The organism is Streptococcus fryi (genome assembly GCF_053206505.1).
In genome coordinates this window covers 129,543-142,989 of the sequence record NZ_JBRUGW010000001.1, presented here as the reverse complement: position 1 = coordinate 142,989, position 13,447 = coordinate 129,543, and the positions used below count along the sequence as shown (strand labels likewise).

11 protein-coding genes are annotated in these 13,447 nt (G+C 40.7%); 2 read left to right on the top strand and 9 right to left on the bottom strand.

All coding sequences use genetic code 11. From position 1 onward, the window contains the following. Positions 1 to 251 precede the first annotated feature (251 nt). From lpdA to ACVRZH_RS00770, 8 genes are all read right to left on the bottom strand, one after another. Positions 252 to 2,015 carry a dihydrolipoyl dehydrogenase gene (lpdA, locus tag ACVRZH_RS00805; protein ID WP_447453425.1) on the bottom strand — a complete coding sequence of 588 codons (1,764 nt, stop codon included), beginning with the start codon at positions 2,013 to 2,015 and terminating at the stop codon, positions 252 to 254. 57 nt (positions 2,016 to 2,072) lie between these two features. Further along, entirely contained in the window at positions 2,073 to 3,461 is a 1,389-nt protein-coding gene (locus ACVRZH_RS00800) for a dihydrolipoamide acetyltransferase (protein ID WP_447453424.1), read from the bottom strand. A 100-nt stretch (positions 3,462 to 3,561) separates the two neighbouring features. Further along, positions 3,562 to 4,557, bottom strand: a complete 996-nt coding sequence (locus ACVRZH_RS00795) for an alpha-ketoacid dehydrogenase subunit beta (RefSeq protein WP_447453423.1) — start codon at positions 4,555 to 4,557, stop codon at positions 3,562 to 3,564. 45 nt (positions 4,558 to 4,602) lie between these two features. Continuing rightward, a complete protein-coding gene (locus tag ACVRZH_RS00790; RefSeq protein WP_447453422.1) occupies positions 4,603 to 5,571 on the bottom strand; it encodes a thiamine pyrophosphate-dependent dehydrogenase E1 component subunit alpha in 969 nt (322 codons plus the stop codon). Between the two features lie 280 nt (positions 5,572 to 5,851). Further along, complete coding sequence (locus ACVRZH_RS00785; RefSeq protein ID WP_447453433.1) at positions 5,852 to 6,397, bottom strand: NADPH-dependent FMN reductase; 546 nt, start codon at positions 6,395 to 6,397, stop codon at positions 5,852 to 5,854. Between the two features lie 115 nt (positions 6,398 to 6,512). Next, positions 6,513 to 6,935, bottom strand: coding sequence for a MarR family winged helix-turn-helix transcriptional regulator (locus ACVRZH_RS00780; RefSeq protein ID WP_447453421.1), 423 nt, complete (start codon positions 6,933 to 6,935; stop codon positions 6,513 to 6,515). A 138-nt stretch (positions 6,936 to 7,073) separates the two neighbouring features. Further along, positions 7,074 to 7,580 carry a hypothetical protein gene (locus ACVRZH_RS00775; RefSeq protein WP_447453420.1) on the bottom strand — a complete coding sequence of 169 codons (507 nt, stop codon included), beginning with the start codon at positions 7,578 to 7,580 and terminating at the stop codon, positions 7,074 to 7,076. Next, entirely contained in the window at positions 7,581 to 7,706 is a 126-nt protein-coding gene (locus tag ACVRZH_RS00770) for a toxin C-terminal domain-containing protein (RefSeq protein WP_447453432.1), read from the bottom strand. A gap of 752 nt (positions 7,707 to 8,458) precedes the next feature. On the opposite strand from ACVRZH_RS00770, the gene ACVRZH_RS00765 reads away from it, so the two are divergent. Together ACVRZH_RS00765 and ACVRZH_RS00760 are read left to right on the top strand one after the other, a co-directional pair. Then, positions 8,459 to 8,608: a hypothetical protein gene (locus tag ACVRZH_RS00765; protein ID WP_447453419.1), complete on the top strand. Its 150-nt coding sequence runs from the start codon at positions 8,459 to 8,461 to the stop codon at positions 8,606 to 8,608. Then, positions 8,605 to 8,784 (top strand): potassium transporter Trk, encoded by a 180-nt coding sequence (locus tag ACVRZH_RS00760; protein WP_447453418.1) that lies wholly within the window; start codon positions 8,605 to 8,607, stop codon positions 8,782 to 8,784. Before ACVRZH_RS00765 ends, ACVRZH_RS00760 begins: the two co-directional genes overlap by 4 nt. Positions 8,785 to 8,927: 143 nt before the next feature. On the opposite strand, the gene ACVRZH_RS00755 is transcribed toward ACVRZH_RS00760, so the two are convergent. After that, positions 8,928 to 13,325 carry a PolC-type DNA polymerase III gene (locus tag ACVRZH_RS00755; RefSeq protein ID WP_447453417.1) on the bottom strand — a complete coding sequence of 1,466 codons (4,398 nt, stop codon included), beginning with the start codon at positions 13,323 to 13,325 and terminating at the stop codon, positions 8,928 to 8,930. Positions 13,326 to 13,447 lie beyond the last annotated feature (122 nt).

Genomic DNA, 13,447 nt, shown 5'->3' with positions numbered 1-13,447 from the left:
TAACTGACACGTTTCTTTTTTGGAATGACCAGTCTCTACATAAGCAATAACTCGTTTTCTAAAATCTATTCCGTAACTTTTCATAAGTATAGTATAACAAATACTATACAGAAACTAAAGGACTATATCATAACATGTGGAAGCTATATTGCCATTTAGCAACTTTATGAAAAAATCACATCTAAATTTAGATGCGATTTTTTCCCTTAACTTAATAGTCAATACTATTGTTATAGATACTGTAGTTTAAGTTATTTTTTCTTCTTAGGCATGTTGTGAATTGCTTCGCCAAGAACGTCAAGGAAGGCTTCGTACATCACCTCAGAGAATGTTGGGTGACCATGGATTGATGCTGCAACATCATGTACTGTTAATTCAGCTTCCATAATTGTCGCTGCTTCGTTGATCAATTCAGCAGCAACTGGGCCGATGATGTGTACACCAAGGATTTCATGATACTTAGGCTCAGAGATGACTTTGACAAAACCGTGAGCTTCGTTTGAAGCGATTGAACGTCCGTTACCTGTGAATGAGCAACGTCCGATAAGGATATCACCGTATTTCTCACGTGCTTGTTCTTCTGTCAAACCAACCATGGCAACTTCTGGGTGTGTGTAAACTGCTGCTGGCGTGTAATCCAATTCAGCTTTGCGAACATTGCCATGAAGCGCATTTTCAGCTGCGATTTCACCCATACGGTAAGCTGCGTGAGCAAGCATCTTGATACCATTAACATCACCTGGTGCATAGATACCTGGTACTGATGTTTCTTGATATTCATTAACCTTGATACGACCACGATCCATTTCAAGATTCAAGTTTTCAAGACCGTTCAATTGTGGCACACGTCCGATAGAAAGAAGAGCTTTCTCAGCAACAACTTCTGAACCATCTGTCAACTTCAATGTCAACTGGTTGTTAGCTTCAACGATTTCAGCAACACCAACTGATGTCTTGAATGTCATACCTTTCTTAGCAAGGATTTTTTGAAGTTCAAGCGATACTTCTTTATCCATTGCTGGAATGATACGGTCTGCCATTTCAATAACAGTTACTTCAACACCGTATGATGCCCAAACAAGACCAAGCTCGACACCAACAACGCCACCACCCATAACAGCAAGTGATTTTGGAATTTCACGTAAGTCAAGAATGTCATCTGATGTCAAGACAAGTTTAGAATCAATACCAGGAATGTTGATACGAGATACTTTAGAACCTGTTGCAAGGACAATGCTGCGACCTTTGATTGTCTTATCGCCGATGCTGACAGTCTTATCTGGGTTAACTGTTCCAAGACCGTTGAACATTGTCACACCATTAGCTTTAAGAAGGGCTTTTACCCCACCAGTCAAGGTGCGAACAACAGAATTCTTGAACTCAACTGTCTTGTCCATGTCAATCGTATAGTTTGTTGATGCAAGGTTAATACCACGACCTGCAGCAATCTTCAAACCATCAAGGATTTCAGCGTTTTTAAGGTAAGTCTTAGTTGGGATACATCCAACGTTCAAGCAAGTACCACCAAATTCTGTTTTCTCAACGATAGCCACTTTACCACCAAGTTGAGCACCACGAATAGCAGCGTAGTAACCTGCAGGACCACCACCGACAACGACAATATCATATTCGTCTGCTGCAAGCTCAGCTTTAGGAGCCACTGGAGCTTGTTGAGCTGGAGCTGCCGGTACTTCAAGTCCTGCAGCTTTCAAATCTGCTTCAGCAGCCTTAGCGTCTTCTTTAGGAGCTGGTGCCGCACCAGCGTCAACTGTTTCACCAGCTGCACCGATGTAACCAATAACTTCTGTTACTGGTACTGTTTCACCATTACCACGAACGATTTTGATCAATACACCTGAATCTTCTGCTTCAAGTTCCATGTTCGTCTTATCTGACATGATTTCTAATAAGACTTCACCTTCTTTGACCTCATCGCCTTCTTGTTTTTTCCACTCGATGATTTCACCTTCTTGCATGTCTACACCGAGTTTAGGCATGATAATTTCTACTGCCATGTTTATCTCCTCTTTACTAAATAATTTAAACGTAACCTTCTGCTTGACGTCCCAATCTTAAATGAGTAACTCAAGTGGGTTTTCCAATAAGTTTTTCAAATCAACCATGAACTTAGCACCATTCATACCATCAACGATACGGTGGTCAATAGTTAATGATAGTCCCATAATTGGACGAATCTTCACTTCACCATCAAGGACAACTGGTGTTTGAACAGTTGCTGATACACCTAAGATGGCTGAGTTTGGTTGGTTGATGATTGGGTTGAATGACTTAGTTCCAAACATACCCAAGTTTGTAATTGAGAAGGTTGAACCAGTCATCTCTGTTGATTTCAACTTACCAGTCTGTGCTTTCTTGATCACATCTTTAGATGCCACAACAAACTCAGAGATGCTCATCTTATCAGCTCCATGAACAACTGGTACGACTAAACCATCATCAAGACCTACGGCAATACCGATATTAACAAACTTATGTAGTTCAATTTCTTGAGCATCATTGATCAGAGAAGCATTTAGATAAGCATGCTCTTCTTTCATCAATGTACGTGTCACTGCCATACCGATAAGATCTGTAAAGGTCACTTTCAAACCTGTTTTAGCCATGATTGGCTCAAGGATTTGCTTACGAAGTGCCATCAAGTTGGTCATGTCAATGTCATAGTTAAGCGTAAAGGTTGGTGCTGTTAAATAAGAATGAACCATCGCCTTAGTGATTGCTTTACGCATTGGGCTCATCTTAATGATTTCAACACCTTCTGGAAGTTCCTTAGCTGGAGCTGGTGTTTCAGCGACTGGAGCTACTGCTTCTGCAGGTTTAGCTGCTTCTGTTAAGGCTAGGATATCTGATTTTCTGACTTTACCAGAAACTCCTGTACCACTTACCGTAGACAAGTCAACACCAAGCGATGCTGCCATGCGACGTGCTAATGGTGTTGCTTTAGGAGCTGCACCCTTGAAGTTTTCAACATCGTCTTTATGAACACGACCGTTAGCGCCAGTTCCTTGTACAAGACCAAGGTCGATGCCTAAATCACGAGCTGCTTTACGGGCTGCTGGCGTTGCACGCACTTTACCACCTTGAGGCTTATGTGCTGGTGCCACTGCAACAGGAGTTGCCACAGTTGCTTCTGCGACAGGTGCTGCAACAGCTTCTTGGACGTCTTCTTTAGGAGCAGGTGCTGCACCAGCGTCAACTGTTTCACCAGCTGCACCGATGTAACCAATAACTTCTGTTACCGGTACTGTTTCACCATTACCTCGAACGATTTTGATCAATACGCCTGAATCTTCTGCTTCAAGTTCCATGTTCGTCTTATCTGACATGATTTCTAATAAGACCTCACCTTCTTTGACCTCATCGCCTTCTTGTTTTTTCCACTCGATGATTTCACCTTCTTGCATGTCTACACCGAGTTTAGGCATGATAATTTCTACTGCCATATATATTCCTCTCTCTTTGATAATCTTTAGTTTATTGTCATGTCAATAGGTAGGGTCAATCGATTAGCTTTTCAGAGAGACCCTGTCCCATTGCCAAAGATTAACCTTTGTTAGCGATTTTATAGATAGCAGCCTTAATTTTAGCAACGTCTGGAAGAACAGCTTGCTCAAGCACACGTGCATAAGGTACTGGCACATCTTCACTAGCTAAACGAACGATTGGGTGATCAAGGTAGTCAAATGCTTCGCTCTCAGCAACCATCGTTGCGATTTCACCGATAAAGCCACCTGTCTTGTAAGCATCGTTAACTAACATCAACTTACCAGTTTTCTTAACAGAGTTGATGATGATGTCTTTATCAAGCGGGATAAGTGTACGTGGGTCAACAACTTCAACGTTGATGCCATCAGCAGCCACTTCTTCAGCAGCTTGAAGAACACGTTCTAACATACGACCATATGATACGATGGTGATGTCCTTACCCTCACGTTTGATTTCACCTTTACCAAGTGGAATATAGAAGTCTGGATCAAGGGTTACTTCTTCTTTTTTACCATAAAGGGCTTTTGGCTCCATGAAGATAACGATATTGTTGTCACGGATAGATGATTTCAACAAACCTTTAGCATCGTTAGCGTTACCTGGTGCCACCACTTTGATACCTGGAATATGTGTCAACCACGCTTCAAGTGATTGTGAGTGTTGCGCCGCAGAACCGATACCTGAACCTGAAGCAACACGGTAAGTAACAGGCGTAATCAAACCACCACCAAACATGTAGTTGTTTTTAGCACCGTTGTTAACAATCGCATCAAGAGCAATTGTGATAAAGTCCATGAAAGTCAAGTCGATGATTGGACGAAGTCCTGTGATTGCAGCACCAACCGCGGCACCTGCAATCGCAGCTTCCGAAATAGGTGTATCTCTAACACGTTTTTCACCAAACTCTGCTAACATCCCTACTGATGTCCCAAAGTCACCACCATAGATACCAACATCTTCACCCATCAAGAAGATGTCTTCATCTTTACGCATTTCCTCACTCATGGCAAGGTTAATTGCTTCACGCAAAGCCATTACTTTTGTTTCAGCCATTTTATTTCTCTCTCCTATGAATCACTTTTTGAGTCTTTTTCTGGTTTAGTCTACCCATACATCTTCGAACGCTACTGACAAGTCTGGATCTGGACTGTTAACCGCAAATTCGTAAGCATCGTCAACTTCCTTAACCACTTGAGCATCAATGGCATCAAGATCTTCATGAGTTGCAATTCCTTCTTTAACCAAGTACTCACGGTACTTGATCATTGGATCTTTTTTCTTCCACTCATCAACTTCTTCTTTCGTACGGTAAACACCAGCATCCGCTGTTGAGTGACCGAACCAACGGTAAGAAACAACCTCAACGATTGCAGGCCCGTTACCACCACGGACGTGCTCTACTGCTTTACCCATTGTTTCATAAACAGCCAAAACATCATTTCCATCCTCAACGTAGAAACCTGGAATACCGTAAGCTTCCGCACGTGTGTAAAGGTGTGGCGTGTTTGTCGCATTTTTGATATCCATTGAGATACCGTAGCCGTTGTTGATGATGAAGAAGATAACTGGCAATTTCCATGTTGCTGCCATGTTGACAGACTCGTGGAATGATCCTTCGTTTGTCGCACCGTCACCAGAGAAAGCTACTGCGATATTGTTTGTGCCTTTGTATTGTTGCGTCAAAGCAGCACCTACGGCCATGGCATAACCACCACCAACGATACCGTTTGTTCCATAGTTACCTTTTTTGAAATCAGCCAAGTGCATTGAACCACCACGGCCTTTAGACACACCAGTCACTTTACCAGCAAGTTCTGCCATCATCGCATTCAAGTCCATATCTTGTGCGATAGATTGACCGTGTCCACGGTGGTTTGAAAAGAAGAAATCATCATATGTCAAGTGTTGAACAGCACCAACGTTTGCCGCTTCCTCACCAACTGAGAAGTGAGTCATCCCTTGTACAAAACCACGACGTACTAATTTGTTGATACGCATATCAAATTCACGAATGCGTTGCATTTTTAAATACATTTCCAAATGAGTGTCTTTAGAAATAGAAACCATATTATCCTCCATAGATACCAAGGCAAGTGAGTGTTTTGTCAAACAACGCATGCTCTGCGTTTCTTCTGACGACAACAGGCTTACTTGAGGCTCGGTTACATAATCATTTACCCTACTATTCTATCGGAAAAGTTCACAATGTGCAACTTTTTTAACCGCTTACCTTCCTTTAGGGAATAGGGTTTTCAAAAAAATGGTTTGTGATTTCACAAACATTTCTGATTTGCCTAATTTTTAAAAAATAAAAAGAGAGTCAGTACAAACCGACCCTCGTTAAACATTACGCAAGCGCATCTACCAATGCTTTTGCTTGAGCTGCTAATTTTTCAGAAACTTCGTCTGACAATACAAGCTCACCAGTTCCCCAAGCTTCATCGTTAACACGGCTAGCTGTGAAATCACCAACAACTTGTGTACGGATGAATGGAAGAAGAGCATTGTATGCTGCGAATAATTGATCATGTCCACCATTAGCTACTGATGATACTGTTACCACTTTGTCTTGCAATGCTGAAGGTCCAGCTGGGTTTGATAAGTCAAGAGCACGGCTCAACCAGTCAAGCAAGTTTTTAACAGCACCTGGAATAGCGAAGTTGTAGATTGGTGAGAAGATCCAGATAGCGTCAGCTGCAACAACAGCATCACGAACTGATTGAACTGCAGGCAATACTGGGCTTTCTAAATCTTGGTTGAATACAGGAACTTGGCTGTAATCCAAGTAGCTAACTTCTGCAACACCTGCTAAAGCTTTTTCAGCTTGTTTTGCCATTTGGTGGTTGAATGAACCTTCACGAAGTGAACCTACAACAAAAAGTACTTTTTTCATTTCTTTTTCTCCTTTAAATAAACGTTTAATGTTTGTAATGATAGACATAAGTTCTCCTTTATTTATCACTATATAGTAGTATATGGTAAAAAAAAGAATTTGTAAAGTGATATGTTTACAAATTCTTAAATTTTTTCAAAAGATGGGCTAGTTGATCTAATTCTTCTTCCGTAAAAATACTCATGACCTCTCTAACACTTGCTAGGTGTTCCGGTAGTGCCTTTTCAATAACTCTCGTCCCTTCATCGGTCAAGGTTATCCAAAAAGAGCGCTTGTCATTAGTGCATTTGGTCCTGGCAATCCAACCTTTGGTCTCCATATTTTTCAAAACAACCGTCATATTGCCAGAAGTGGCTAAAAGCCCCTCCAATAAATCAGCAATCCTCTGACGTCCCTTTGTATGTAGACGCTCAAGCACTGTAAACTGAGCTTGGGTCAAGCCGTTATTCTTATAACTAGCGGTAATGCGTCTATCTAAAGTCATCTGTGCTTTACGAAAAATGACATTCGTCAAAATAGCCTTATCTACATCTGCCATAGCTATCCCCTCTCATATAGTATTTTACTTTAGTTTACGAGTAAAACAGGATTTTGTCAAACTAGAACGATCGAAAAAGACATAATCATCGCTACACCCCTTTTGTCATAGCATGACAATTTTTGAAAAATCACAACCTTAATCATCACAAGGATTAACTTTTTCAATATATAACTTATATTTATTTGTTTCGTATATATTTTTTACAAACTCTTCATAAACAACAATGTAAGTATAAAAATCATATCCGAATTGACATTCTATTTTTTGAGAAACCATCTTTCCAAAAATGTGATTTCGTAACACTAATTTTATCAGAATAGGTAAATCAGTAATTGTAAAATGATACTGACCAATTTTTAATAGATTGTAAATGCCTAACAAATCGTCTTCTATGGGTGGTGAGTAGATTTCAATATCCGACACAAAAATATCATTGCCATCTAATTGTTTAAAGCAGTTGTAAATCATTAAAACATAAGATTGTTCAACTTCTTCATATTCCTGTTTAGTAAATTTTTCTCCACTAAAACTTTTACCAATATCACTAAAATCTGTCCATTCTTCTCTAGTATATCCACCATCTGTGTCACGATAAATAGGATTATATTTGGATAGCCTTAAATAAGATTTGTTACTTTCCATTTAGTCTCCTATTCTATTCAAATCATTATCATAAGTTCCTGTTTTAGTATCTTTACTTGATAACTCACAAAGCTTATTTGTGCCTTTCCAATACCCTTTAATATACCGATTTTTATCGGGACTTATATATTTAGGTTTTCCAGTTCCTTTTTTTCATTTTCACAAACTGGTTTTTCGTGACATCGTTGGGTCGTTTTTGAATAACCTAACAATTAAGCATAATAAAGTTCCTTTCAAAATATAAATTATTTTATCACAAATGTACTGTCTGACATATGATACTTGCCCACCTCAATCAAAAAATAATAACTTAGATTATCCTGGTTTATCTCTTGAAGATATAGCACTAGCTTTAGACACCGAACAGAAATTTAAATAGATAGTACAGCTAATCGCTCTCAATGAAGATAAAAAAGAGTCGAGATAGATAACAAAAACGCCACAAATCTTGTTTTTGATTTATCTAAATGCTATCGAAAAAACCTGGAGCAATAAAAAATAGTCACATAAGGCTACGACTAACTATATTTTAATTAAGGGGTAGAAAACATCTTATCTCTTACTTTAAAACATGAACCAAATTGTTTTTGATATGCGATATATAATATGTTATTATTTTATTTTTAGAAATTAAAAGTGTATAATAATAGATATAGAAAAGAATTATCTCCGTCATCAAAAGGAGCCTTTTATGAAAAAGCAAAAAATCCTCTGGACTACTTCTACTATTGTTGGGGTTATTATTTTAAAAATACTCTTTCCGTAACCTACCTATTGGATTGCAGATTTTCTAAATAACCTTTTTAAACCATGACTGCATAACACATTTCTGAAATGAAGGGGGACAAAAGACTTAGACTAAAATAGATTTGTTTTTCATGGTCTTACTAATCATAGAACTCATTGCAGCAGCAGGCGTTCTATTCTTTGACTTCACACCGTCTAGCTTCTTATCTATCCTGTTATTCATTGCAGGAACGCTGTTTAATTGGAAAATCATCCATAGAGAATTCGGAGGTAAAAAATGACCAAATGGCAATTACTTAGAATATTACTTTTCCCATTTTCACCCACCTTAGCATATCACATGACTTTAACACTAACCCCAAATGCGCATGACTATCTCAACGGTGTTTATAATGTTCTTTTTACACTTGCACTATGGATAGCCATTTACTTCATTGGGGAATTAGACGAGAAATAATTGGTCGCAAAAGACCTTTTATCAACAGAGGTCTTTTAATGATATCTAAAGCCATCTGTCTCATAACACCAACTAAAAACAGATTGAACCACCAGTCAAAACAACTGTTTCTTCAATCTGTTTCATTATATATAACTTTCTACCTAAAACAAATCATCGAATAGGCTTAGTTGGTTATCTTCTGGGAGATTACCTAGTATGCCCATATCTGCAAATTTTTCCACAAGGGTCGTTGATAGCCCACCTCGTTTACGGAGTTCTGTTTTAGATAAGAACTCGCCTTCGGCACGTGCACGAACTAACTGCTTAGCAACGTTCTCTCCCAAACCTTCCATCGCCACAAACGGTGGTATCAAGGTATCACCTTCAATGAGGAATTCAACCGCATCACTCTTGTAAAGGTCAAGTTGTCCAAACTTGAACCCACGCTCTAACATCTCGTTGACAATCTCCAGCGTCGTGAACAGGTCTTGTTCCACATTGGAAGCCTCGTTGTTTTTCTTTTTCTCGGCAATATCGGCCATGCGCGCTTTGACAGCTTCTAGCCCAGCACTCATGGTACGCAGTTCAAAAGCCTTAGCACGAATAGAGAAGTAGGCACAATAATAGTATATCGGGTGATGAACCTTGAAATAAGCTACTCTCAAAGCCATCAGAACATAGGCCGCGGCATGGGCTTTGGGGAACATGTACTTGATTTTCCCACAAGATTCAATGTACCAGTCGGGCACCTTGTTATCTCTCATGGCTTGGATATAGCCCTCACGCTCTTCTTCGGAAATCTTGAGCCACAAGCCTTTACGCACACGCTCCATGATGTTAAAGGCCATCTTCGGTTGAAGACCTGCGTGCATGAGGTAAACCATGATATCATCACGACAACCAATAACCGTCTTCAAGGTCGCTGTCCCTGCCTTAATCAAATCCTGTGCATTGCCTAGCCAAACATCCGTTCCGTGTGATAGACCCGATAACTGCAATAACTCAGCAAAAGTCGTTGGATGTGTCTCATCAACCATGCCCCGAACAAAGTTTGTCCCAAACTCAGGAATACCGAGCATCCCTGTCGGTGTACCAATCTGCTCTGGAGTCACACCTAAAATCTCTGTCCCAGAGAACAAGGCCATAACACCTGGGTCATCAGCTGGAATATCCTTAGGATCAATCCCTGATAAATCCTGCAATTTACGAACCATGGTCGGATCATCATGTCCCAGAACATCAAGTTTCAAAACGTTTTCGTCAATATCATGGAAGTTGAAATGAGTCGTTTGCCATTCCGCTGATAAGTCATCAGCTGGGTATTGAACAGGTGTGAAATCAAACACGTCCATGTAGTCTGGAATAACAACAATCCCACCTGGGTGCTGTCCTGTTGTCCGTTTGACTCCCGCTGCTCCTTTCGAAAGACGATCAACTTCTGCTTCTGGATAATATTTGCCATAGTCTCGTTCATAGCCTCGAACAAAACCATACGCCGTCTTATCCGCTACCGTACCTACTGTACCAGCCCTAAAAGCGTATTGTTCACCAAAAATATCACGCACATCCAAATGGGCACTCGGTTGGTCATCTCCCGAAAAGTTCAAATCAATATCGGGCACTTTATCCCCATCAAAACCTAAGAAGGTTTCAAACGGAATGTCCTGACCATCTTTTTTATACTTGGTACCACACTGCGTACACTGTTTATCTGGTAAATCATAACCAGAACCGACAGAACCATCAGTAATGAACTCCGAATGTTGACAAGACGGACAAACATAGTGGGGTGGCATGGGATTAACCTCTGTAATACCAATCATGGTCGCTACAAAACTAGACCCCACAGACCCACGTGAACCAACTAGGTAACCACGTTCATTGGAGCGATTGACCAACATCTGAGAAGCTAGATAAATCACGGCAAACCCATTACCCAAGATTGATGTCAGCTCTTTTTCAATCCTTAAATCGATGATATCTGGCAAGGGATTGCCATATATCTCAAAGGCCTTTTGATAGGTCAATTCAGCAACGGTTTCCTCAGCCTTCTCAATGTACGGAGTGTAGAGGTCTTTTTTGACCACCTCGACCTCTTCAAAACGCTCAACCATGGCGTTGGTGTTGGTTATAACAACTTCATAAGCCAAGTCCTGACCTAAAAAAGAAAACTCATCTAACATCTCATTGGTCGTTCTGAAATGTGCTTTCGGTAACGGAGCTGGCTTAGCATCCTCCCCACGTCCAATAGTACGGTTAATCATAGCTCCTTGACCTAGACTACGCACAATAATCTCACGGTAAATCTCGTCTTCTGGCTCCAAATAATGCACATTACCTGTTGCTAAAACAGGCTTATCCAAGCGACGTCCAATCTCAATCAAATCTCTGATGATTTGACGAACACCATCATGGTCAGCAATCAATTCTCTCACAATCAAAGGTTCGTAGAGGGCTGGTGGCATGATTTCAATGAAATCATAATACTTAGCCACTTCTGTAGCTTGGTCAATTCCTGACGATAAAAGGGTATCAAAAACCTCTCCCTCTGAACAAGCAGTTCCCAACAACAACCCTTCCCTATGAGCATCAAGCACAGACCTCGGAATCCGAGCTACACCTTCAAAATAAGTCACATTTGATAAGGTCACTAATTTGAACATATTTTTCAGCCCTATCTGATTTTGAACGTAGATAGTGGCATGTTTGACACGCGCTTTTTTATACGAATTGTCATCGACTAGATGTGTATTTAATTCTAACAGATTGGTCACCTGACGGTTTTCCTTAGCTTCTTTAATGAAGATAAAGAGCAGACGTCCAGTAGCTTCGGCGTCATAATTAGCCATGTGGTGATGTTCAAGCGAAACACCAAAACGCTTGGTCAAAGGCCCTAGACCATGACGTTTATATTCTGGATAGAGGTTACGAGCAAACTCCAAGGTATCAATAACAGGTTGGGAAATCACAGGTAGTTGGAGGCGCTTATAGTTGGCATTCATAAAACCAACGTCAAACGTCGCATTATGGGCTACCAAAACCGTTCCTTGACAGAAAGCCTGAAATTCTTCTAAAACCTGTAAAAGAGGTTTAGCTCCCTTTAAATGATTATCTGTAATACCTGTCAGTTCAGTGGTAAAGGCAGATAAAGGATGACCTGGGTCAATAAATTCATCAAATTGTGCGATGATATTGCCCTTGTGCATCTTGGAAGCAGCAATCTGTATCAAGGCGTTGTTGACCGCTGAAAGGCCTGTCGTCTCAACGTCAAAAACCACATAAGTCGCCTCAGATAAGTCTTGGTCAACTTCGTTATATGTAATAGGTACCCTATCCTCAACGATATTGGCCTCCAAACCAAAAATAGCCTTTATTCCTGCCTTGCGAGCAGCATGATAACCATGTGGAAAACTCTGAACATTACCATGGTCAGTAATGGCAACTGCCTTATGGCCCCACTTGGCAGCTTTGGCAATGAGAGCTTCAACAGTCGGCAGAGCATCCATGGTTGACATGTTTGTATGCGCGTGGAACTCCACACGTTTCTCACCGTCAGGCATCAAGTCCTTGCGTTCAATGTGGGCAATCTCTTTGACATCTTGAACATTCATCATCAAGGTCTTGGCAAATTGGTTATACTCAACATTACCACGCACTCTGATCCAAGCGCCTTTGCTAACCATATCATATTTCTTTAATTCAGCCTCATCTTTCGCCCATTTTTGCATGGCAAAGCTTGAGGTGTAATCCGTCATCTTAAAGGAAATGATGTGGCGCCCAGTGCGTGTCGTCTTTTTCTCAACATCAAAAACCATCCCCTCAAAGACAAGACGATTTTCCTCCGTAGTAACTTCAACCATGGGGGTGATGTCGGCCTTATCAAAACTAGCTTGTCTCGCTTGTTGGCGTTCTTTGTAGTCAAACTGAGGTGCGGGAGACTGTTCCACCTCAGGTGGCATACTAGCTTCCAATGATTTTTGAGCCTCAATCGCTTGCTCATTGGCCTGGGTCATAATGGTTTCACGTACTGCCTCAACTTGTGCGGCAACTTCCTGTGTTTTTACCTCATCTGATACCACTTGAACGGATAAATCACCAAAGCCAAAGAGAGACAGCTGTTTGACTAGATTAGGAATGTGATTTTTCTTAAAATGGTCATTATTAACAAAGGCTGGTGCATGAATGGTCACGACTTCCCCATCATAAGTCACCTGTAACTGTGAAAAGGTCGCCTTAAAACTGCTGCTGGCACACAATGGTTCTTCAAAAGCTTGCTTGTAATAAGCTGATAGCAACTCTGCTGTGATAACAGGATGCTCAACAAGAATACGACAGGTCGCTTTAATGTCTAGCTTCTCGAAGCTATCTTTCAGTCGATTGACCAAGGCAACATATAGCTCTAGGGGCAATATCTGGTCAAACTGGAGGGTAAACTCCCATAAACGACTAATCGAGTGTACCTTGACTTCCTTAATATCCGCAGACTGAAAAAACTCCGAAAGGACTTGTTCTCTCGGCATCTCAATCTGTTCCATCAGTTTACTAAACATCTCTGACATATTAACCCCCAAACCACCCGTTGATGTGTTTGACTTTATTTTACCATAAAGCAAGACCTTAGACAAAATGCGACTGTCGATAAGATGAAAAGCGAGAAATCTTAGCCGTATACAAATGGACA

What these genes read in the sequence shown, in the direction of transcription:
- lpdA (WP_447453425.1), bottom strand. Translation starts at nt 2,015, where the DNA reads ATGGCAGTAGAAATTATCATGCCTAAACTCGGTGTAGACATGCAAGAA.
- ACVRZH_RS00800 (WP_447453424.1), bottom strand. Translation starts at nt 3,461, where the DNA reads ATGGCAGTAGAAATTATCATGCCTAAACTCGGTGTAGACATGCAAGAA.
- ACVRZH_RS00795 (WP_447453423.1), bottom strand. Translation starts at nt 4,557, where the DNA reads ATGGCTGAAACAAAAGTAATGGCTTTGCGTGAAGCAATTAACCTTGCC.
- ACVRZH_RS00790 (WP_447453422.1), bottom strand. Translation starts at nt 5,571, where the DNA reads ATGGTTTCTATTTCTAAAGACACTCATTTGGAAATGTATTTAAAAATG.
- ACVRZH_RS00785 (WP_447453433.1), bottom strand. Translation starts at nt 6,397, where the DNA reads ATGAAAAAAGTACTTTTTGTTGTAGGTTCACTTCGTGAAGGTTCATTC.
- ACVRZH_RS00780 (WP_447453421.1), bottom strand. Translation starts at nt 6,935, where the DNA reads ATGGCAGATGTAGATAAGGCTATTTTGACGAATGTCATTTTTCGTAAA.
- ACVRZH_RS00775 (WP_447453420.1), bottom strand. Translation starts at nt 7,580, where the DNA reads ATGGAAAGTAACAAATCTTATTTAAGGCTATCCAAATATAATCCTATT.
- ACVRZH_RS00765 (WP_447453419.1), top strand. Translation starts at nt 8,459, where the DNA reads ATGGTCTTACTAATCATAGAACTCATTGCAGCAGCAGGCGTTCTATTC.
- ACVRZH_RS00760 (WP_447453418.1), top strand. Translation starts at nt 8,605, where the DNA reads ATGACCAAATGGCAATTACTTAGAATATTACTTTTCCCATTTTCACCC.
- ACVRZH_RS00755 (WP_447453417.1), bottom strand. Translation starts at nt 13,325, where the DNA reads ATGTCAGAGATGTTTAGTAAACTGATGGAACAGATTGAGATGCCGAGA.